Source organism: Clostridium pascui, from assembly GCF_016908015.1.
Classification (GTDB): domain Bacteria; phylum Bacillota; class Clostridia; order Clostridiales; family Clostridiaceae; genus Clostridium_AK; species Clostridium_AK pascui.
Genome location: NZ_JAFBDB010000001.1, coordinates 351,061 through 372,226, shown reverse-complemented (window position 1 = coordinate 372,226; position 21,166 = coordinate 351,061). Strand labels below are relative to the sequence as shown.

The 21,166-nt window shown below is 29.5% G+C and carries 22 protein-coding genes; 3 read left to right on the top strand and 19 right to left on the bottom strand.

The features are described from left to right. Position 1: 1 nt before the first annotated feature. The 12 genes from JOC70_RS02065 to pta all read right to left on the bottom strand — a co-directional run bounded on the left by JOC70_RS02065 (position 2) and on the right by pta (position 11,941). Positions 2-346, bottom strand: coding sequence for a putative DNA-binding protein (locus tag JOC70_RS02065; protein ID WP_204597807.1), 345 nt, complete (start codon positions 344-346; stop codon positions 2-4). Positions 347-510: 164 nt separating this feature from the next. Beyond that, the gene (ftsY, locus tag JOC70_RS02060; protein WP_204597242.1) at positions 511-1,422 is read right to left on the bottom strand and encodes a signal recognition particle-docking protein FtsY; all 912 of its coding nucleotides are present in this window, start codon (positions 1,420-1,422) and stop codon (positions 511-513) included. Between the two features lie 11 nt (positions 1,423-1,433). After that, positions 1,434-4,991, bottom strand: a complete 3,558-nt coding sequence (gene smc, locus JOC70_RS02055; protein WP_204597241.1) for a chromosome segregation protein SMC — start codon at positions 4,989-4,991, stop codon at positions 1,434-1,436. A 220-nt stretch (positions 4,992-5,211) separates the two neighbouring features. Then, positions 5,212-5,472 carry a stage V sporulation protein S gene (locus tag JOC70_RS02045; protein ID WP_204597240.1) on the bottom strand — a complete coding sequence of 87 codons (261 nt, stop codon included), beginning with the start codon at positions 5,470-5,472 and terminating at the stop codon, positions 5,212-5,214. A 61-nt stretch (positions 5,473-5,533) separates the two neighbouring features. Further along, positions 5,534-6,622 (bottom strand): elongator complex protein 3, encoded by a 1,089-nt coding sequence (locus JOC70_RS02040; RefSeq protein ID WP_204597239.1) that lies wholly within the window; start codon positions 6,620-6,622, stop codon positions 5,534-5,536. After that, positions 6,615-7,316 carry a ribonuclease III gene (gene rnc / locus JOC70_RS02035; RefSeq protein WP_204597238.1) on the bottom strand — a complete coding sequence of 234 codons (702 nt, stop codon included), beginning with the start codon at positions 7,314-7,316 and terminating at the stop codon, positions 6,615-6,617. Before rnc ends, JOC70_RS02040 begins: the two co-directional genes overlap by 8 nt. Before the next feature lie 125 nt (positions 7,317-7,441). Next, positions 7,442-7,675: an acyl carrier protein gene (acpP, locus tag JOC70_RS02030; RefSeq protein ID WP_035307585.1), complete on the bottom strand. Its 234-nt coding sequence runs from the start codon at positions 7,673-7,675 to the stop codon at positions 7,442-7,444. A 64-nt stretch (positions 7,676-7,739) separates the two neighbouring features. After that, complete coding sequence (gene plsX, locus JOC70_RS02025) at positions 7,740-8,741, bottom strand: phosphate acyltransferase PlsX (protein ID WP_204597237.1); 1,002 nt, start codon at positions 8,739-8,741, stop codon at positions 7,740-7,742. Between the two features lie 138 nt (positions 8,742-8,879). Next, positions 8,880-9,062, bottom strand: coding sequence for a 50S ribosomal protein L32 (gene rpmF, locus JOC70_RS02020; RefSeq protein ID WP_035307581.1), 183 nt, complete (start codon positions 9,060-9,062; stop codon positions 8,880-8,882). A 22-nt stretch (positions 9,063-9,084) separates the two neighbouring features. Then, positions 9,085-9,576: a YceD family protein gene (locus JOC70_RS02015; protein ID WP_204597236.1), complete on the bottom strand. Its 492-nt coding sequence runs from the start codon at positions 9,574-9,576 to the stop codon at positions 9,085-9,087. Positions 9,577-9,676: 100 nt separating this feature from the next. Then, positions 9,677-10,876: an acetate/propionate family kinase gene (locus JOC70_RS02010; protein WP_204597235.1), complete on the bottom strand. Its 1,200-nt coding sequence runs from the start codon at positions 10,874-10,876 to the stop codon at positions 9,677-9,679. 66 nt (positions 10,877-10,942) lie between these two features. Then, positions 10,943-11,941: a phosphate acetyltransferase gene (gene pta / locus JOC70_RS02005; RefSeq protein WP_204597234.1), complete on the bottom strand. Its 999-nt coding sequence runs from the start codon at positions 11,939-11,941 to the stop codon at positions 10,943-10,945. 270 nt (positions 11,942-12,211) lie between these two features. Between pta and JOC70_RS02000 the strand changes: the two genes are divergently transcribed. Beyond that, positions 12,212-13,429 (top strand): nucleotidyltransferase, encoded by a 1,218-nt coding sequence (locus tag JOC70_RS02000; protein WP_204597233.1) that lies wholly within the window; start codon positions 12,212-12,214, stop codon positions 13,427-13,429. A gap of 56 nt (positions 13,430-13,485) precedes the next feature. Continuing rightward, positions 13,486-14,658: a sporulation integral membrane protein YlbJ gene (ylbJ, locus tag JOC70_RS01995; protein WP_207755209.1), complete on the top strand. Its 1,173-nt coding sequence runs from the start codon at positions 13,486-13,488 to the stop codon at positions 14,656-14,658. Here the strand turns inward: ylbJ and JOC70_RS01990 are convergent. The 6 genes from JOC70_RS01990 to JOC70_RS01965 form a co-directional block, all read right to left on the bottom strand. Beyond that, positions 14,638-15,165: an ATPase gene (locus JOC70_RS01990; protein WP_204597232.1), complete on the bottom strand. Its 528-nt coding sequence runs from the start codon at positions 15,163-15,165 to the stop codon at positions 14,638-14,640. The genes ylbJ and JOC70_RS01990 overlap by 21 nt on opposite strands. A 2-nt stretch (positions 15,166-15,167) precedes the next feature. After that, complete coding sequence (coaD, locus tag JOC70_RS01985) at positions 15,168-15,659, bottom strand: pantetheine-phosphate adenylyltransferase (RefSeq protein ID WP_204597231.1); 492 nt, start codon at positions 15,657-15,659, stop codon at positions 15,168-15,170. Position 15,660: 1 nt separating this feature from the next. Then, positions 15,661-16,218, bottom strand: a complete 558-nt coding sequence (gene rsmD, locus JOC70_RS01980; RefSeq protein ID WP_204597230.1) for a 16S rRNA (guanine(966)-N(2))-methyltransferase RsmD — start codon at positions 16,216-16,218, stop codon at positions 15,661-15,663. 120 nt (positions 16,219-16,338) lie between these two features. After that, positions 16,339-18,390 carry an ATP-dependent DNA helicase RecG gene (recG, locus tag JOC70_RS01975; protein WP_204597229.1) on the bottom strand — a complete coding sequence of 684 codons (2,052 nt, stop codon included), beginning with the start codon at positions 18,388-18,390 and terminating at the stop codon, positions 16,339-16,341. Positions 18,391-18,462: 72 nt separating this feature from the next. Then, positions 18,463-20,100, bottom strand: coding sequence for a DAK2 domain-containing protein (locus tag JOC70_RS01970; protein WP_204597228.1), 1,638 nt, complete (start codon positions 20,098-20,100; stop codon positions 18,463-18,465). Between the two features lie 14 nt (positions 20,101-20,114). After that, entirely contained in the window at positions 20,115-20,468 is a 354-nt protein-coding gene (locus JOC70_RS01965) for an Asp23/Gls24 family envelope stress response protein (protein WP_035307561.1), read from the bottom strand. Between the two features lie 202 nt (positions 20,469-20,670). Between JOC70_RS01965 and rpmB the strand changes: the two genes are divergently transcribed. Further along, a complete protein-coding gene (gene rpmB, locus JOC70_RS01960; protein WP_035307559.1) occupies positions 20,671-20,862 on the top strand; it encodes a 50S ribosomal protein L28 in 192 nt (63 codons plus the stop codon). Positions 20,863-20,978: 116 nt separating this feature from the next. On the opposite strand, the gene JOC70_RS01955 is transcribed toward rpmB, so the two are convergent. Then, entirely contained in the window at positions 20,979-21,146 is a 168-nt protein-coding gene (locus JOC70_RS01955; RefSeq protein WP_186430212.1) for a hypothetical protein, read from the bottom strand. Between the last annotated feature and the right edge of the window lie 20 nt (positions 21,147-21,166).

The following is a 21,166-nucleotide window of genomic DNA, read 5'->3' as shown; positions in this document are numbered from 1 at the left end:
CCTAAATATTATCTATCAACTGAGTTTTTATACAATCAACTATCTTCATTTGATTTTCGTCACAGTTTTCTTCTAATTTCTCTAATTCAATTAGAATATTTCTTTTAACATTTGCTAATTGCATATTTTTTTGCATTACCTTCAGTTTTAATTCATAATCTAGCAAAAGCTTATTACATCTCTTTATTAAATCATAAATAGCTTGCCTGCTAGTATTTGTATGTTCTGATATCTCTGCTAATGAAAAATCTTCATTATAGTAAAGATTCATAATATATGTTTGTTTTTCCGTAAGTAAAGCCCCGTAATAATCTAAAAGCAATGAAATTTCTATTCTTTCATCCATGAGTTTTGTGCTAATGCACACTCACTCCCTTATCACTTATTGACGAATTATATAATATCAAACTTTTAAATAGCTGTCAAGTATTTTTACTTAACAGCTATTTAAAATTAAATTCTCATTCAAACCTTGTAAAATCAACACTTAATATAATAAAATACTAAGTCTTAGAATAATGCTTCTACAAATTCTTCAGGATTAAATTCTTGTAAATCCTCTATTCCTTCTCCTACTCCTATAAGTTTTACTGGAATATCTAGCTGATGTTTAATAGAAATAACTATCCCACCCTTAGCTGTACCATCTAACTTAGTAAGTACTATACCATCTACTTTACATACTTCCATAAACTGTTTAGCCTGAAGTACTGCATTTTGACCAGTTGTAGCATCTAAAACAAGATAAGTATGTTTTTCTGCATCAGTATATTCTCTTTCTATAATTCTATTTATCTTACTTAATTCGTCCATAAGATTTTTTTTATTGTGAAGTCTACCTGCAGTATCACATATAAGAACATCAGTATTTCTTGCCTTAGCTGCCTGTATAGCATCATATACTACCGCTGCAGGGTCTGATCCCTCTTGATGCTTTACTAAGTCAACTCCCGACCTTTTACTCCAGACTTCTAGCTGATCTATAGCTGCAGCTCTAAATGTATCTGCCGCAGCCATCAGAACCTTATATCCATTCTTTTTAAGCTTAGCTGATATTTTTCCAATAGATGTAGTTTTACCTACACCATTTACTCCAACAATTAAGAGTATTTCAGGAGTTTTTTCTGGATTAATGGATGCACTTTCTTCTCCTAATATCTCTAATATAACTTTTTTAAGACATGGCTTTACTTCTACAGGATCTTTTATCTTTTCTTCTTTTATTTTTCCTCTTAATCTCTCAATTATTTCCAGGGAGGTTTCTACACCTATATCTGATGTAATAAGTATTTCTTCTAATTCTTCAAATAAATCCTCATCAATGTTTACATATAATTTTAGCATTTGACTAATCTTATCTGTAAAGTTCCCCTTCGTCTTAGTAAGTCCCTGTTTTAATTTTTCAAAAAATCCTCCAAACATGTTATCACTCCTTATGTTGTTAAATCTACTGATACTATTTTTGAAACTCCCTTTTCTTCCATAGTAACGCCATATAAAACATCACTAGATTCCATAGTTCCTTTTCTATGAGTTATAACTATAAACTGTATATTCTCAGAAAACTTTTTTAAGAACTCAGCATACCTTGCCACATTAGCATCGTCTAATGCTGCTTCTATTTCATCTAATATACAAAAAGGAGTAGGTTTCATTTTTAATATAGCAAATAATAATGCTATGGCTGATAGAACTTTCTCCCCGCCTGACATTAAATTTATATTTTGTAACTTTTTCCCTGGAGGTTGTACATTTATATCTATATTACCTGTCAGTTCATCTCCTGTTAATATAAGATCTGCACTTCCTCCTTTAAATAATTCATTAAAGGTCTCATTAAATATGGTTCTAAGCATATGGAAATTTTCATTAAAAACAACTTTCATCTTTTCAGTCATTTCTTCAATAACATTCATTAGCTCGTTTTTAGCTTTTATCAAATCTTCCTTTTGACCATTCATAAAATTAAACTTTTCTCCAATTTCTTTATACTCTTCTATGGCCCCTACATTTACTACTCCTAAGTTTGATATACTCATTTTTATGTTTGAAATTTCCTGCTTATATTTATTTATGTCTTCTATTTCAATTTTAAAATCTAATAATTTATAAGAATCTATTTCATGTTCTTCATATAGTTTATTTTTAAGACTTTGTTCTTCAGTTTGAAGTTTAGTTAAAATCACTTCATACTTATGGAACTCGCTGTCTTTCTTCTCCTTAAGAATATGAAACTCTTCTAACTGAGATTGATATAAATTTATTTTTTCTTTTACCTTTATAAGTTCAATTTCTCTATCCTTAAATTTAATGTCTAAATTTCTTATAGTTCCATTTGTAAGTTCTATTTTTCTATCATTATCTTTAATTTTTAATCTAAACTCATGGATATTATTTGCTGAATTTTCCATAGATATTCTTAAGTTGTCTTTTCTTTCTTTAAATTCACCGATTTCTTTATCTATTCTTTCCGATTCCTTTACATTATTTAAATGCATTTCATCTATTTGGGCTTTTTCTATTTTCTTTGTCATCAAAGTTTCTTTTATTTTTTCTAGTTCATCTTGTTTAAATGAAATTGTTTTTTCTATATTTGAAATTTTAGTTACATTATCTATTTGCAACTTTTCCAATTCATTAACTTTAGCTTCTTTTATATCTTTTTCTTTAATATTTTCTTGTATATCTAACTCTATAGACGTTATTTCATTTTTAGATATGTTTAAATTGTTCTTTAATCTAACAGTTTCATTATTTATATGAGAAAGTTTTTCCTGAAGTTTCGTTATTTCTATATTTTCATAATAAACTTGATCTTTTAAATTCAAATTTTCCTCATCTAGCTTTTTAACAATTTCATTTAACTTGTTAACTTCGTTACTATACTCATCTATTTTTAGTGAAGTTTCTCTTATTGAATTATCTATTTCTTCTATTTCTCTTTTTCTTCCTATGACACTAGTATTTTTATTACTATAAATACTACCTCCCGTTAGCGAACCGCCAGGATTTATTACTTCACCAGATAATGTTACTATTTTATAGCTATAATCACATCTTTTAGCTAATATAAGTGCATTATCCATATTATCACATATAATCGTTCTTCCCAATACGTAATCTACCGCTGGAGTAAATTTATTATTGTATTTTATAAGTTCACTTGCAATACCAATATAACCATTCATATTTTTTATATCTTTATTTAATAAAATTCTCTTACCTTTTATAATGTTTAATGGTAAGAAAGTACCTCTGCCTAAATTATTTTGCTTTAAATACTTTATAAGTATTTTAGCAATCTCTTCATTAGAAGTTATAACATGTGAAATAGCTCCTCCTAAAGCTATTTCTATAGCCTTCTCATAAAGTTTATCAACTTCAATTATTTCTCCTAGAACAAAAGCATTATTTGTAGCCTCTGGAACCCTCTGCTTATCTATAGCTTGCATAAGATTTTTTATTGACTTTGAATATCCTTCATATTGTTTATCCAAATTTGACAAAAAGTTATGATTAGCTTCCAGTTTATTATAAATGAAGTGCAATTCTCTTGCTTCTTTTTCTTTTATTGATAATTTATCTTTAAATGAAGCTATTTCTTTTTTGTTACTTTTCATATTTTCTTCATATGTATTTATTTTGCCATTTAGCTTATGGATTTCCACAGTAAGCATTTCTTTAGTGTTATTGTTTATTTGTATTGAATTAATAAAACTCTCACATGAAGTTTTTAGCTGAGTAAGTTTTTTATTCAATCCTTCTATATTATTATTAATTAATACTATGTTATTTTTAATAGAAGATACCTTACTCAAGTATTCCATATGATCCGCCTTAATTTTATTTAATACCTTTTCTTCATTTTCTAATTCAGAATTTAAGTTTAAAACAAGATTCTCTTTTTCTAAAACATATTTATTTAATTCTTTGCTTTTTATAGATATATCATTAAGTTGTTTTTCAGAAAGATTTCTGGATTCATATAGCTCTTCTATTTTTTTATCTATTTCTTCTAGATCTTTTGTAGAACTCATTGTAATATTTTCTAAATTTGCTATTCTCTCTAATAGTATATTATTTTCAGATACTATATTTGCTAGTTCTTCTTTCTTGTTATAATAAGCTTTTCTTTCTTCCAAATTTTCATCTTCAAATTTTTTCAGTTCTTCATTCCATATGTCTAACTCTTTTTTACAGTTATCATTTTCCTTATGTAAAATATTTAAATCACTTTTTATGTCTTTTATTTTATTACTTATTTTATCTATATCAGTATTTAATTTTTCAATAGAATGAACTATTATGTTTACTTCCTTTAACTTTAGTTCCTCACTTAATCTTAGAAATTTTTTAGCTTTTTCACTTTCTACTCTTAAAGGTTCTAATCTTTCTTCATAAGTGTTTAATATATCGGATATTCTAGTTAAATTGCTCTCCGAATTTTGCAATTTTTTTTCAGCTTCTTGTTTTCTTGTTTTAAACTTTACTATTCCTGCTGCTTCCTCTAAAAGGTTTCTTCTCTCTTCTGTTTTACCACTTAATATAGCATCTATTTTCCCCTGTCCTATTATGGAATAACCTTCTTTTCCTATACCTGTATCCATAAATAGTTCCTGTATATCTTTCAACCTGCACTGTGTGTTATTTATATAATATTCACTGTCCCCAGACCTATAAATCCTTCTAGAAACTGTAACATCTGTATATTCTATTGGGAGTTCTAACTTAGTATTATCTAAGGTTAGTGATACTTGAGCAAGGCTTACAGGTTTTCTAAATTGTGTTCCGGCAAAAATTACATCTTCCATTTTGCCACCTCTTAAGTTTTTAACACTTTGCTCTCCTAAAACCCATCTTACAGCATCTGATATGTTACTTTTACCACTGCCATTTGGTCCTACTATAGATGTTACTCCTCTTTTAAATGTAAGTTCTGTTTTATTTGCAAAGGATTTAAATCCTCTTATTTCAATTGATTTCAAAAACATTTATTATAGCTCTCCTATCTTCCAATCACAAGAGGTAACAAGCTTGCTACAAACATTATAAGCACTATATACACCATTATTTTTTGTATTTTATCTCTTTTGGCTTTTTTCATAAAAACACCTCTAACTTAAAGTATTTAATAATATACTAGTTTATATTAAAAAAACTAAAATATCAACGCTAAAAATAAAAACCATGATTTACATGGTTTTTCATATATTATCTTTGCTGCACAATAAATTTAATTGCTGTTCTTTCTTCCCCTTCTATATTAACTTCTGCAAAAGCTGGAACCACTACTAAATCAATTCCATTAGGAGCTACAAATCCTCTTGTAATGGCAATTGCCTTTATTGCTTGGTTTACTGCTCCTGCTCCTACCGCCTGTACCTCTGCACTACTTCTTTCCTTAATTGCTGCTGCCAGCGCCCCTGCTACTGATTTAGGTTCTGATCCAGATGAAACCTTTAATATTTCCATAAATACTTCCTCCCCATATACAATAAAATAATCATTCCTATTATAGTTCAATTATCTTATTCTATATGAGCTTTAAATATCCTTCTTTATGCTTATTTATTATGTACTCACACATCGACATTTTAACGGTTTTTTCATCTAATTTTAAAATCAAATTACCCAATTCAATATTAGAATTTTGAACAACCTTAAAATTAACTGTCTTTAGATTGCCTATCATGTCATAAAAAAATTCTTTTTTATTAGCATAAAGCTTAGAAATATCTTTGTTATTAATTTCTATTATAACTTCTCCATTATATTTTGAAGGAACATTTTCAATAATCATATCATTCATTATGCTACTCTCTACAAGTTCTCTAAATGCAGGATGAAATGGTCCTTGAACGATTTCTTTTCCTTCATTTATTTCTTCTGTAGGCTGAAGACCTATTCTTATAACTTTAATATTGTTGGATATAAGCATCCCGTAAATTACTTTGGTTATCTTTATTGCATCATTTAACGAATATGGTTTATACGAATTATTTTTAAGCATAAATTCCATAGGCGTATTTTTCACCACTAGAGCTGGATAAATTCTACATATATCAGGTTTCATAGATATTACTTTTTCTGTAGTCTCTATATCCTTTTCAAAACTATCTCCAGGTAAGCCTAGCATTATTTGATGACCTAACGTGAATCCATATTCCTTGATTAACTTAGAAGAAGTGTATACTATCCCTTCTTCATGCCCCCTGCCCGATAGCTTAAGAACTTCATTATCTAAGGACTGCACGCCTAACTCTATTATATCTACTCCATATTCTTTTAAGTTATTTAATATCTCTCTATCTATGCAATCTGGACGAGTAGAAAGTCTTATGTACTTTATTTTTCCTTCATCTTTATAACTTTTAGCTACCTTAAGAAGCGACTTTTGCCTGTTCATATCTATTGCTGTAAAGCTTCCTCCAAAAAACGATACTTCTACAACTGCATTATCATTCCTTATAGTCTCCAAATAACTTTTTATTATATTATGAGTATAATCCTCATCTACCACCTCATGAATTCCAGTAATAGAGCTTTGATTGCAAAAGACACAATTATATGGACATCCTTCATGAGGTACAAAAATAGGAATTATATAATAACTTTTACTCATTATCTTCCTCCATAATTTTAATGGCTTCTTTTGCTGCATTTTGCTCTGCTTGTTTTTTACTATATCCTGATCCATGACCCAATATTTTATCATTTAATTTAACTTGTGTATAAAACTTTCTTCTATGAGGTGGTCCTTCATATTTTAAAAGATCATAAATAATTTCAACATCTCCTCGCTCTTGAAGCTTTTCTTGGAGCTTTGTCTTATAATCTAATATTATTTCATCCTTCATAGCTTTTTCTATTATATTAAAAAAGTTGCGTATAACAAATTCTTTTATAACTTCAATTCCCTTATCTAAATATATTGCTGCAATAACAGCTTCTACGCAATCCGCAAGTATTGAGATTCTATCTCTTCCTCCAGTCAATTCTTCGCCTTTACTCATATTAATATATTGACCTAATTCCCATTTTTGGGCAACTTCAAATAATGAGTTTTCACATACGATAAGGGACCTTTTTCTAGATAATTCTCCTTCTGATTTGTTCTTATAATTCTTAAACAAATATTCTGTTATAATAAGTTGTAATACAGAATCACCTAAAAACTCTAATCTTTCATTATACCCTATATTCTTTTTTTGATTAGCATATGAGCTATGTGTAACAGCTACATCTAGAAGTCTTTCATCTTTAAATATAACTTTTAATTTTCTCTGCAAAGTTTTTAATTCTACATCTCTTTTCATAACCAATAACTCCCCTTAGAAGTTTATTCTTCAACTTGCTTTTAAAATCTAAACAAATTCAAGGATAAACTTTTAGTTTATTTGCTAAATTTTAAAGTCCCGTAAATATCCACGGGACTTCAAAATTACTCTTCAGTATGAGCTTTTATATATTCTACAATATCTCCTACTGTATTAATGTTTTCAGCTTCTTCATCTGGAATTTCTAAATCAAATTCTGTTTCTAAAGCCATTATTAACTCAACTACATCAAGTGAGTCAGCTCCTAAATCATCAACAAAAGATGATTCCATTGATATTTCTTCTGCATCAATTCCTAATTGTTCTGAAATTATATTTTTAACCTTTTTAAAAATCATAATTTTACCTCCCCGAATTCTTTTAATTAGATAATATTATATATTAATCATATCGTCAATACTATTAAATTTCATTTAAGATCATAAGTTCTTCTTTTATAAGTTCAATAATATTGTTGTTATGATAATTAATACATTGTCTTACAGCATTTTTAAACGCTCTTTTATCTGAGCTGCCATGTGCTTTAACACATATTCCATTTACACCTAAAAAAGCAGCTCCTCCATATTCCTTGTAATCGAATTTCTTCTTTATATTTTTAAAAACAGGTTTTAATAAGACTCCTCCTATCTTAGTTGAAAAAGAGCTCATTATTTCTCCCTTTAATATATCGAATATAGTAAATGCAGTTCCTTCATACATCTTAAGAACAGTATTTCCTACAAATCCATCGCAAACTAAAACATTTACATCTCCGGTAGGAATATCCCTAGGCTCTACATTTCCGATAAAATTCAAATTAGATTCTTTAAGAAGAGTGTATGCAGCTTTTGTAAGCTCATTACCTTTTTCCTCTTCTGCACCTATATTAACAAGGCCTACTGAAGGATTATCTTTTTTTAATATTTTCTCAAAATATACTTTTCCCATTGCTGCAAACTGAAGTAAATTATCAGGTTTGCATTCTGCATTAGCCCCTACATCTATAATCATAAATGGTGAATTTTTCCCTGGCATTATTGGAGCTAAAGCTGGTCTATCTATCCCTTTAATTCTTCCTACAATAAATAATGCACCCGCCATGAAGGCTCCTGTACTGCCAGCTGAAATTATTGCATCAGCTTCTTTTGATTTCACCAAATTAAGTGCCTTATTTAAACTAGAATCCTTTTTTTTTCTTATAGCCATAACAGGTGGTTCATTAGAAGATATTACTTCTTTAGCATCTATTATACTCAATAAATTTTTATCGTATTCATAATTAGATAATTCTTTATTTAAAAGGTCCTCAGGTCCTGTAATAAGAAACTTCAAATCTTTAAACTCACTCAATGCTTCTATACATCCAGCAATTACCTCTTTTGGAGCTAAGTCTCCTCCCATGCCATCCACTGCTATAATCATAGTTACGACTTTCCTTTCAATAAAAAACTTGGTATTTTATCTGTAAAAAGTATATACCAATTTTTTAATAAATACAAGATAAAATGAAATAAAAATATAATTTTGACATAAAATAAAAGAAAGTCAAAAGACTTTCTTTTATTTTTCAGAAGCTACAACTTCTTTTCCTTTATAATATCCACAGCCTTTACAAACTCTGTGCGCAAGTTTCATTTCATGGCACTGAGGACATTCAACTATTCCTGGCAAGCTTAATTTGAAAGTTTGTGCTCTTCTAGAATCTCTTCTACCTTTAGAGAACCTTCTTGCTGGATTTCCCACAGTAAACACCTCCTTAGTTTTATCAAAACAATTCCTTTAACTTAGCCAGTCTAGGATCTATATCTTCATCTCCACAATTACAAGTTGAGTGATTCAAATTAGTTCCACAACTCTGGCAAAGACCATTACAATTTTCACTGCAAAGCCTTCTAATTGGCAAGCAAAGTATAATGTTATTTTCTATAATTTCTGTGATGTCAATAACATCACTATCTATAAAGATGCAATCATCATCTTTATTGGCATCATCATTAGAGAATTTCTCCTCAATAGAAAATTCCATGTTTCTATCAAAATTCTCTAAACATCTTGAACAACTAAGTTCAATTTTAACCTTTGCCGTAGCATTAAGTGATATTTCATTTCCTAAGGCACTTAATGTTCCCTTAACTTCGATAGGAGCTAGAAATTTAATTTGTTCTTTCCCATCATAAAAACCATCTTCTTCAAAGCAAAGATTTATATCTTTTTTGGTAATCTTTTTTCTTAATAAATCAGATATATCTATCTTCATTTTTCTCACCTCAATGAATTAGCCACAATTTATTATATAAAGATGATAACTAAAAGTCAAGTTTTATTTGTTTTTTTGTTAAAATATGAAAATTCATGCGTTATTTATCTTCAACTATTTCCTTAGTATCTCTAGCTATCATAAGCTCTTCATTAGTTGGTATAACATATACTTTTACTGAAGAATCAGGAGTGCTTATTTCTTTAGCAAATCCTCTTCCTTCACTATTTTTCTTTTCATCTATCTTAATTCCTAAGAATTCAAGATTCTTGCATATTTCACTTCTGCTTAATGCTGAATTTTCTCCAAGTCCTGCAGTAAATACTAAGCAATCCATTCCGCCCATAGCTGCTGCATAAGAACCTATAAATCTCTTTACTTTATAGTGGAATACATCAAGTGCAAGTTCAGCTCTATGATTTCCTGACTCAGCTGCCTCTTCTATATCTCTAAAGTCACTGCTTACTCCAGAAATTCCGTATACTCCTGATTTTTTATTTAAAAGATTATTTATTTCATCTATACCTAGGTTTAATTCTTTCATAAGGAAAGTTATTATAGCTGGATCTACATTACCAGATCTAGTTCCCATAGCTACACCTTCTAATGGAGTAAAGCCCATGCTTGTTTCTACTGATTTTCCTCCATCAACAGCACATATACTAGCTCCATTTCCTAAATGGCATGTAACTATTTTTAAATCTTCTATGTTCTTACCCATCATTTCTGACGCTACATTTGAAACATATCTATGAGATGTTCCGTGGAATCCATACTTTCTAATTCCATAATTCTTGTATAATTCGTATGGTAAAGCATATAAGTATGCATATTCTGGAATAGTTTGATGGAATGCAGTGTCAAATACCGCTACCATAGGAGTATTTGGCATAAGAGCTTTACATGCATTTATTCCTATTATGTTTGGAGGATTATGTAATGGTGCAAGTTTTATACAATCTTCTAAGGATTTCATTACTTCATCATCTATTAAAACAGAATTTGCATACTTTTCTCCACCATGCACAACTCTGTGTCCTACTGAAGATATCTCTGACATATCTGAAATAACTCCATGTTCTTTATCTACCAAAGCACCTAATACTAATCTTATAGCATCTGTATGATCTTTCATTGGCTCTTCAATTATATATTTTTCTCCATTAACCTTTTGAGTAAGTATAGAACCCTCTATTCCAATTCTTTCAACAAGTCCTTGTGCTAGAGCACCTTCATTACTCATATCTATTAGCTGATACTTTAAAGATGAACTTCCACAATTAATTACTAATATTTTCACTTTAACATTCTCCTTCCAGGTCTGTATTTATATTTAATATTTTTAATATAATTATTACAATAAATCTTACTGATTTTGTGCTTGAACTGCTGTAACTGCAACAACGTTTACTATATCTTCTGGGCTGCATCCTCTTGACAAGTCATTTATAGGTTTCGCAAATCCTTGAGTTATAGGTCCTATTGCTTCTGCCTTAGCAAATCTTTGAACTAGCTTATATCCTATATTTCCTGCCTGTAAATCAGGGAATATTAGTACATTCGCCTTTCCCGCTACTGGGCTATTTGGAGCTTTAAGATTTGCAACTTTATCAACTATAGCTGCATCTAACTGCAATTCCCCATCAATTTTAATGTCTGGTCTCATTTCTTTTGCAAGCCTAGTTGCTTTAGTAACTTTTTCAACTAATTCATGACTAGCACTTCCCATAGTTGAAAAAGAAAGCATAGCTACTTTAGGTTCCATATTGCAAAGTGTTTTTGCAGTTTCTGCAGTACTTATAGCAATAGATGCTAATTCTTCTGCAGTAGGATTTGGATTAACAGCACAATCTGAGAAAAGTAATAACCCATCTTGGCCATATACAGAATCTGGAACCACCATGATAAATGCACTAGATACAACTGAAGCTCCAGGAGCTGTTTTAACTATTTGAAGTCCTGGTCTTAATAAATCTCCTGTAGTATGAATTGCACCAGAAACCATGCCATCAGCATCGTTTTGCTTTACCATCATAGTACCAAAATATAACGGGTCTTTTACAACTTTAAGTGCTTTTTCAATAGTCATACCTTTGTTTTTTCTTAACTCATATAATTCTTTTGCATAACCTTCTGTCTTATCACTTGTTTCAGGATCTATTATTTCTGCTCCCTCAACACTAACGCCGAATTTATTTGCTATCTCATGTACTTTTTCTTTATTTCCTACTAAAATTATATTTGCAAGATCATTTTTTATTATCATTTCGCAAGCTTTTATATTTCTTTCTTCTTCTCCTTCAGGAAGGACAATGTTCATTTTATTAGACTTAGCTTTCTGCCATATTTGTTCCATTAACTTCATAACAAATATTACCTCCATCTTATACATTTTAATTAATTAAAGCACAATATATAATATAGGCCTTTTACCAAAGCTTTTCAAGGGTTAATTTTAAAAAAAAATATATTATTTGAAAATTACCCATCCACTTTTTCCCTGAATTTTATGAAAAAGTATAGTATTTTTCAAAAAATGTGTTAAATAATTATCAATGTTTGTATAATTTGAAAATTTGTCTATAATAATTTATGTAAACAATATAAAATAATTACTAGTTTTTGGAGGATAATTATGAAAATAGCAGGTATAGTTGTTGAATATAATCCCTTGCATAATGGCCATGTACTTCATATAAAAAAAACCAAGGAAATTACTAAGTGTGATGGTGTTATCGCTGTAATGAGTGGCCATTTTGTTCAAAGAGGTACTCCTTCCATTTTAGATAAATGGACTCGCACCAAAATGGCACTTCTAAATGGAGTAGACTTAGTAATCGAGCTTCCTTTAATATATAGTATTTCTTCAGCTGAATTCTTTGCTTGGGGCAGCATGAGCTTGCTTAATAGCTTAGGTATAGTAGATTCCTTATGTTTCGGCAGTGAAAGCGGTAATATACTAGATATTATGAAGATATCTAACATTCTTGTTAATGAGCCTTTAGAATTTAAAATCAGTTTAAAAAAACATTTAGATGAAGGAAATACCTTTCCATTGGCTAGAAACTTAGCATTGTACGAATATTTAGGAAATAACGAAAAAAATTGTTTGTCCTTTAACAATTTTTTTGCCTCATCTAACAATATTTTAGGCATAGAATATTGTAAAAATTTATTGAAATTAAATAGCAATATTGAAGCCTTTACCACTTCAAGACAAGGAAATTCTTACAATTCACTGGATTTAAGCTCAAAATTTTCCAGCGCCACTGCTATAAGGAATTATCTACAAAACAATACAGATGTGAATCACATTAAATATTTTACCCCTGATAGCGTATGGAATATACTTGAAAGTTTCAAAAAAAATTCTTATTCATTTGATTTTGAGGATAAAGTATTAAATTATATAAAATATAAATATATTTCTGGAATTGGAGATACAGAAAAAATACCTGAAGCTTCTGAAGGACTTTCTAATAGAATTAATTCCTTTATTATTAGTTCTAATAATATGAAGGAACTTATAATGAATATAAAAACCAAGCGGTATACCTATTCAAGAATAAGCAGGATTTTATATCAATACTTTTTAAATTTTGATACCTTTAACTATAATACGCTTAGACGAAACCCCTGCCCTTATGCTAGAATCTTGGGCTTTAATAGTATAGGAAGAGAAATGCTAAAACAAATGAAAAAAAGTTCTTCTATCCCTATATATACTAAACTTCCAAAACATCTTCCTGAAATATTAGAAATAGATATTAAAGCAACTAAATCTTACAGTTTGATTAATAATTTTGTAGACCCTTTTGCAGATTATAAAACCAAGCCTATAATTCTAGAGTAATAAAATTCAATCCTTACAATATATTTATATTAAAGTATTTTTATAAGGATAGTTTTATGATAAGGATTATATTATATTTAATGATTATAATATCAATAATACTAATTTGTTTATTACTAAAAAATAAGTCTATGTTAATAACTTTAATTTGTTCCATATTGATTATAAGCTTTGCTTTAAATCCTAGTATTTCAATAGCTGGGACTATAGAAGGGGCCCATTTGTTTTTTTATAAAGTGTTCCCTTCACTTTTCCCATTCTTAACCATATCAAATATAATGCTGTACTGTAATGGCGTATTTATATACTCTAAATTTTTTGGAAAGTTTCTTTGCGTTCCACTTAGGTTACCAGTGCAATGCAGCTTTGTGGTAATAATAAGCACCTTGTGCGGGTATCCACTTGGAGCAAAATATGCTTGTCAACTATATGAAAAGGAGATTATAGATTCCAGCACTTGTAAAAGACTTCTAAATATAGCCTCCAATGCTAGTCCTTTATTTGTTATTGGTTCCGTAGGTGTATCAATGTTCAAAAGTTTAAGAATGGGTTATATATTATTAATTGCTAATTATCTGTCCTGTTTCATTATGAGCTTAATAATAAAACCCGACAAAAAAAATATTTCATATAAATTTGTTCCAAATAATACTTATGATTTAAATTTAGGCTCAGCACTTAGAATTTCTATTGAGGATTCTATAAAAACATCTTCATCTGTAGGTGGATTTATAATATTGTTTTCAGTCATAAATAACATAATAAAAAATAGCATCATTTTTGATGCTATTTTAAAAAAAATCAGTATTTTATTTAATATTCCTATAAAAGTTATACAAGGATTTTTACTAGGACTTATTGAGATGACAAATGGCTGCAATATACTCTCTACTACAGATATTAATCCTGCAATAAAACTAAGTATTGCAAGTTTTTTAATTGGATTTAGCGGACTATGTATACTTTGGCAGTGTAATTCTTTTATGAGTAAATTTGATTTTTCTCTTATTAGATATAGCAAATATAAATTATTACAAGGGATAGTAAGTTCAATTATATGTTTTTTAACATATAATATCCTTTATACTACTTCCCCTACATTTAATAATTCATATTATAAGATATCTACCATCAATTTGTATATGTATATTTTTTTAATTATTATATTACCAGTGGTAATTTATAAAATTATCATTACACTTAAAAAGTTACTTTTTCATGCTTCTTAGTTCTTGTATATTTTCTCTTATGGTATCAGATGTGAATTTTACTTCATCTTCTAAGCTACTTATAAAACGCTCCATTTCATCTTTGATGCTGTTTAACATTTTATCGCTTTTTTCTGAGATTTCTTTTTCTAGCTCAGTTAAAATTTCATCTGCATATTCTCTAGCTCCAAGCCTTAAATCTTTTGCATCATTTTGGGCTGAAGAAATTATTTCTTCGGCTCTTTCCTTTGCTTCAATGGTGATATCATGGCTTTCAATTTGCCTTTTTAAAACTTCAATGTTCTCTTTTTTTATCTCTTCTGCTTCCTTTTGTGCTTCACTTATTATTCTATCCTTTTCTTCATAAACCCATTGAGCTTTCTTAAATTCTGATGGCATATAATTTATTATTTTATATACCGCTTCAGTAATTTCCTTTTTATCTACCATTATCTTGCCAGTCATAGGCACTTTTGATGCTGTTTCTATTATCTCTTGAATATATTCAAGTAACTTAAGTACGTCCATAATTAAATCCCCCTATTTTCCTCTATCCTTTCTAGTACATCTTGTATAATTTCATCAGGCACTAATCCCTGTATACATCCTCCAAACATAGCTACTTGTTTTACAGAAGATGAACTTAAAAATGAATATTCTGCCGCTGTCATCATAAATATTGTTTCCATATCAGGATTTAATCTCTTATTCATTAATGCCATTTTAAACTCATACTCAAAATCTGACACTGCTCGTAGTCCTTTTATAATAACTTTTATGTTTCTTTCCTCCATAAAATTAACTAAAAGTCCACTAAAGCTTTCTACCTTTACATTTGGTATATTCTTAGTAGCTCTTTTTATAAGCTCTACTCTCTCATCAATTTCAAACAATCCTTTTTTATCGGGATTTACCAGTACTCCTACTATGACTTCATCAAATGTCTTGGATGCTCTTTTAATTATGTCTAAATGCCCATTAGTTATAGGATCAAAACTACCTGGGTAAACACCTATGTTCATTTTATTCCTCCCTATATTCGTAAAAGCAAACAGTTGTATTGCCATATTTTCTATGATCAGTTAACTTAATATTATCTGTTCCCTGATATATTTCTTCAATTGAATCAATTTTACTCACTATAATACCATCTCTATTAAGCAAGTTGTTATCGTCAATTATCTGCATAGCTGGTGGAATCATTTCTCTTACATAAGGTGGATCTATAAAAATTAAATCAAAAACCATTCCCTTACTTGCTAGCATCTTTAATGCCTCATAAGAGTCCATATTTAAACATGTACATTTATCTTCAAAATTCAAGTTTTTTACATTTTGTTTAAGAATGCTAAAGCTTTTTTCTCCCATATCTACTAAATAGCACTCCTTAGCACCTCTACTTACTGCTTCCAATCCTAAGCTTCCTGTACCTGCAAAAACATCTATTGCCTTTGTTCCATATACACGAAATTGAATCATATTGAATATATTCTCTTTTACTCTATCTAAAGTAGGTCTAGTTCCCATACCTTCAGGAGGTAAAATCTTTTTTCCTTTTGCAATACCCGCAATTATTCTCATACAAATTCCTCCTTTTCCTTTTTTCGTTAATTTCTCTAATATTTTATCACATTTAGTTCTTTATTTAAAGAATAACCTATTTTATTTAATAAGGTTTATAATAATATGATAATAAACAATTTAATTAAAGCATATATATTTTGAGCTATTTTGTAACTTATTATAAATATAATTTATAAGTTGCTTATAGTTTTCATCTTCACTTTTAATTATATATTTTGCCTCTTTATTAGCTTCTTTTAATAAATTCATATCCTCAGCTAAATTTGAAAGAATAAATCCTTCATCCCCATGCTGTTTCAATCCAAATATTTCTCCAGTTCCTCTGATTTTCAAATCCTGTTCTGCTATATAAAATCCATCACTGCTGTTTACCATGGTCTCCATTCGCTTTTTAGTAACTTCATTCTTAATTTCTGATAAAAGTATACAATAAGACTTATATTGTCCTCTTCCTACCCTTCCTCGCAGCTGATGAAGTTGTGCAAGACCAAATCTTTCTGAATTCTCCACTATCATCAATGATGCATTTGGAACATTAATCCCAACTTCTATAACTGTTGTAGAAATTAAAATCTTTATTTCATTATCTTTAAACCTTTCCATAATAGCATCTTTATCTTTAGCTGACATTTTACCATGCAAAATAGCAATTTCTATATTTTGAAAATAGTTTTCCTTTAATTCATTATAAAGCTTTTCTACAGAACTCAATTTTAAGTCTTCATTTTCCTCTACCAAAGGGCAAACTATATATACTTGCCTTCCTTCATCTATTTCCCTTTGCGCGAAATTATATGCTCTGTCTTTTTTCTTAATATCTATACAGTATGTATGAATTTTTTGCCTCCCAGGAGGAAGTTCATCAATCAATGATATATCTAAATCTCCATATAAATATAATGCCATTGTTCTTGGTATTGGAGTTGCCGTCATAACTAGTACATCTATATTGGCTCCCTTATTAAAGAACTTACTTCTTTGCATAACTCCAAATCTATGCTGTTCATCTGTAATGATCAGTCCTAAATTATAAAACTCCACATCATCTTCTATTAATGTATGGGTACCTATAATTATATCAATATTCCCAGCCTTTAAATCTTCTTTTATCTTTTCTTTTTGTTTTTTAGTAGTACTTCCTGTCAAAAGTTCTACTTTCACACTAAAGGGATCTAAGATTTTTAACACTTCTTTATAATGCTGTTTTGCTAAAATTTCTGTAGGTACCATAAATGCACCCTGATATCCATTTTTAACTATGTTAAATAATGCTATAATTGCAACTATAGTTTTTCCACTTCCTACATCACCTTGTACTAGCCTGTTCATGCATCTACTTTGCTCTTGATCTGCTAATATTTCCGCTATAACTCTTTTCTGTGCATTTGTAAGACCATAGGGTAGTGAAGACATCAACTCATTTACTTCGTCATAAATTTCAAATGTAGTTCCATTATTACTCTTGTTTCGATAATTTCTTAGCAATAATGTTTTTAATGAATAGGTGAACAATTCTTGAAATTTCAATCTTCTTTTTGCTTCATGAAGTTCATCTATATCTTTAGGCTTATGAATTATTGATATAGCCTTATTTAAGGAACAAAATCTATACCTGTTAATTATCTCTTCTGGCAAGTTTTCTTCTATAGAAATTTCTTTTAATACCTGATCTATTAAATTAACTAATAGCTTATTTTTTATGCCTTCTCTTAAAGAGTAAATAGGCATTATACTTCTTGTTAAACTAGTATCCTTACTTAAAATCTTTTCTTTTACAACCGAAGGATTCATAAGAGTATTTTCACCCTTGTAAATTTGAATTTTTCCCTTTAATAAATATATATTTCCAATAACAAAATGATTTTTCATGTATGGCTGGTTAAACCATTGGCACTTAAATATGTTTTCTCCCTCGCTAAATAAAAGGGTAGTAAGTACCTTCCCACCTTTAGTACGTATGTCTCTTTTTATTTCCAATAAAGCTGCATTGATTATTACCTCTTCTTTATTATTTGCCTCATTTAAATTTCCATATAGAGTTACCTCTTTATAATCCCTAGGAAAGTATAATAAAAGGTCTATAACAGTAAATATACCACACTTGTTTAATTTTTCCCTAGCTTTAGGTCCTACTCCCTTTATACAGCTTATATCACTGTACACATTCATATTATCACTCCATATATTAAGTTAAAATAATCTATACTTTCCTATACAGTAAAAAAAGCCTTAAGGCTTTTTTTACTCAACAGAAAATATAAAATAATATAAAGGTTGATTGCCCTCATAATATTGTATATCTATATCACTATACTTATCTTCTAACTCATTTACAAAAGTTTCTACCTGTGCCCTATCACAATCTTCTCCATAAAAAATTGTTATAAGTTCACTATCTTCATTAACCATTTTTTCTATGAGATTTTTGCAAACCTCAAATTTATCGTCACCTATTTCTTCTATTTTTCCTTCTCTTAGTCCTATTATATTGCCCTCTTTTATAATCTTGTCATCAATTTCTGTATCTCTTACTGCATAAGTAATAGAACCAGAAGCTACATTTTGTATAGAAGCATTCATAGCTTCTATATTATCTTCTACTGTGGCGTCTGCATTAAAAGAAGTAATTGCAGTGATTCCTTGAGGAATTGTCTTCGTAGCAATTACATGTACACTCTTTTCTGCAAGCTCTGCAGCTTGAGTTGCTGCCATAATTATGTTTTTATTATTTGGAAGGATAAATATATTGTCTGCCTTTATTTTATTGATAGCATTTAATATGTCTTCAGTACTTGGGTTCATTGTTTGGCCACCTTCTATCACCACATCAATACCTAAGTCTTCAAATATATTTTTTATTCCTTCTCCTAAAGAAACAGACACAAAACCATACTGTTTATTTGCTAAAATTTCTTCTTCTATTTCCTTATTCTCTTCTTTGTAATCATCTTCTAAAATATGTCTATGCTGTTCTCTCATATTATCTATTTTTATTTTTGAAAGTTCTCCAAGACTTACGGCCTTAGATAATATAAGACCTGGATCATTTGTGTGTATATGGACCTTAACCAGTCCTTCTCCACCTACCACTATCATAGAATCTCCAAGTGGTTCTAACTCTCCCTTAAATTTATCTATATTTACCTTTTCAGAAAGAATAAAGAACTCAGTACAATATCCATATTTTATATCTTCAGTAGATAATGTTTTTTGAATCGAAGCTTTACTTTCTTTTTCTATCTCATTTATTATTTCTACAGATTTTATATCATCTTTAAGGACTTCAAGCATTCCTTTAAATATTACTAAAAGTCCTGCTCCACCAGCATCTACTACCTTAGCCTGTTTTAAAACTGGAAGCATCTCAGGAGTTTTTGCCAAAATATCTTCACTATGAGAGCATACTTCTTCCATAAGCTTGGTAATATCTGTTTCAGTGCTCTTTATAGCGGCCTCTCCTGCTGCGCGTATAACGGTAAGGATTGTTCCTTCTGTCGGCCTCATTACAGCCTTGTATGCAGATTTTGAACCTTCCATTATACTTTCTGCAAGTTCCTTCGCTGTTATCTCTACTTTACCTTCTAAACCCTTTGACATTCCCCTAAGTATTTGAGAAAGTATAACCCCAGAATTTCCTCTGGCACCCATTAACGCTCCTTTAGCAAGTATTCTACCAATTTTGCCTATATCTGCTCCGTTTAAATTTTGTATTTCGTTGACTGCTGACTTAAACGTCATTGACATATTTGTCCCAGTGTCTCCATCCGGTACTGGAAAAACGTTTAATGAATTAACATATTCCTTTTTTTTCTCTAATTTATTGCTAGCATTTACCATCATATTATAGAAATGCTGTCCATCAATACTTAAGTGCTGCATATTATGTTACCTCCTTAAACTCTGACACCCTGCACATTCACTGTTATACTAGATACTTTTAAACCTGTATAATTTTCTACATTATATTTTACCTTTTGAATTATATTATTTGCAATTACAGAAATTTTAGTTCCATATCCCACTATTATATATAATTCTACAACTAGCTTATTTTCTTTCATACTAATTTTTACACCCTTGCTAAGGTTTTCTCCCTTTTTCAAAAGCTCCCATAATCCGTCCTTTGCATTTTTAGAAGCCATTCCAACTACTCCATAACATTCCATTGTAGAAACTCCTACGATATTTCCTAAAATCTCTTCAGAGTAATTAATATATCCATATTCATTAGAAATATTTCCAATCATAATAATCCTCCTTCTAAATAACCGCTTTATAAAATATTTTATATTAAATAAGGGATTTATTCAAGGAAATATAAATTATTATAATAATTTTGGTATTATAATTTATATTATACTTGCAAAAATTACATGACTTATGATAAAATGATATAGGCTTAAATTGAGAAGATTTTACTTTTCTCAATTTATAAAGGAGGTGTTTTTAATGTCAAGAAAATGTGAAGTATGCGGAAAAGGAGTTGTAGCTGGAGTTCAGTACAGCCACTCTCATCGTCAATCTAAAAGAACTTGGGCTCCAAACATAAAAAAAGTTAAAGCTATAGTTAAAGGAACACCTAAGACTATACATGTTTGCACAAGATGCCTACGTTCTGGTAAAGTACAGCGTGCTATATAATATAAAAAATGCAATTGTTAACCAATTGCATTTTTTATTTTTTTCTAAGTATACATTTAACTATATTAGATATAATCTTTGGGAGCTTGATTGCAACTATCCTCATATAATCCCCCTTAATCATCATGATTTTCAATTAGATACCAACCTACGTATATGAATCCTGCTCCTGCTATCAGTATCCATCCCCATATAGGTACCAAAAAGGTAAGTACTATACCAATTCCTACAGATCCTATTATGAGTCCTGCTTTCTTTTTTGCTTTATTCCAGCCTTTAGACATAGTATTTCCTTCATCATAAT

Bases quoted from the DNA above. Each gene is read 5' to 3' on its own strand.
- JOC70_RS02065 (WP_204597807.1), bottom strand. From the start codon at position 346: ATGGATGAAAGAATAGAAATTTCATTGCTTTTAGATTATTACGGGGCT.
- ftsY (WP_204597242.1), bottom strand. From the start codon at position 1,422: ATGTTTGGAGGATTTTTTGAAAAATTAAAACAGGGACTTACTAAGACG.
- smc (WP_204597241.1), bottom strand. From the start codon at position 4,991: ATGTTTTTGAAATCAATTGAAATAAGAGGATTTAAATCCTTTGCAAAT.
- JOC70_RS02045 (WP_204597240.1), bottom strand. From the start codon at position 5,472: ATGGAAATATTAAAGGTTTCATCTGGATCAGAACCTAAATCAGTAGCA.
- JOC70_RS02040 (WP_204597239.1), bottom strand. From the start codon at position 6,622: ATGAGTAAAAGTTATTATATAATTCCTATTTTTGTACCTCATGAAGGA.
- rnc (WP_204597238.1), bottom strand. From the start codon at position 7,316: ATGAAAAGAGATGTAGAATTAAAAACTTTGCAGAGAAAATTAAAAGTT.
- acpP (WP_035307585.1), bottom strand. From the start codon at position 7,675: ATGATTTTTAAAAAGGTTAAAAATATAATTTCAGAACAATTAGGAATT.
- plsX (WP_204597237.1), bottom strand. From the start codon at position 8,741: ATGATTATAGCAGTGGATGGCATGGGAGGAGACTTAGCTCCAAAAGAG.
- JOC70_RS02015 (WP_204597236.1), bottom strand. From the start codon at position 9,576: ATGAAGATAGATATATCTGATTTATTAAGAAAAAAGATTACCAAAAAA.
- pta (WP_204597234.1), bottom strand. From the start codon at position 11,941: ATGAAGTTAATGGAACAAATATGGCAGAAAGCTAAGTCTAATAAAATG.
- JOC70_RS02000 (WP_204597233.1), top strand. From the start codon at position 12,212: ATGAAAATAGCAGGTATAGTTGTTGAATATAATCCCTTGCATAATGGC.
- ylbJ (WP_207755209.1), top strand. From the start codon at position 13,486: ATGATAAGGATTATATTATATTTAATGATTATAATATCAATAATACTA.
- JOC70_RS01990 (WP_204597232.1), bottom strand. From the start codon at position 15,165: ATGGACGTACTTAAGTTACTTGAATATATTCAAGAGATAATAGAAACA.
- coaD (WP_204597231.1), bottom strand. From the start codon at position 15,659: ATGAACATAGGTGTTTACCCAGGTAGTTTTGATCCTATAACTAATGGG.
- rsmD (WP_204597230.1), bottom strand. From the start codon at position 16,218: ATGAGAATAATTGCGGGTATTGCAAAAGGAAAAAAGATTTTACCTCCT.
- recG (WP_204597229.1), bottom strand. From the start codon at position 18,390: ATGAATGTGTACAGTGATATAAGCTGTATAAAGGGAGTAGGACCTAAA.
- JOC70_RS01970 (WP_204597228.1), bottom strand. From the start codon at position 20,100: ATGCAGCACTTAAGTATTGATGGACAGCATTTCTATAATATGATGGTA.
- JOC70_RS01965 (WP_035307561.1), bottom strand. From the start codon at position 20,468: ATGATTGGAAATATTTCTAATGAATATGGATATATTAATTACTCTGAA.
- rpmB (WP_035307559.1), top strand. From the start codon at position 20,671: ATGTCAAGAAAATGTGAAGTATGCGGAAAAGGAGTTGTAGCTGGAGTT.
- JOC70_RS01955 (WP_186430212.1), bottom strand. From the start codon at position 21,146: ATGTCTAAAGGCTGGAATAAAGCAAAAAAGAAAGCAGGACTCATAATA.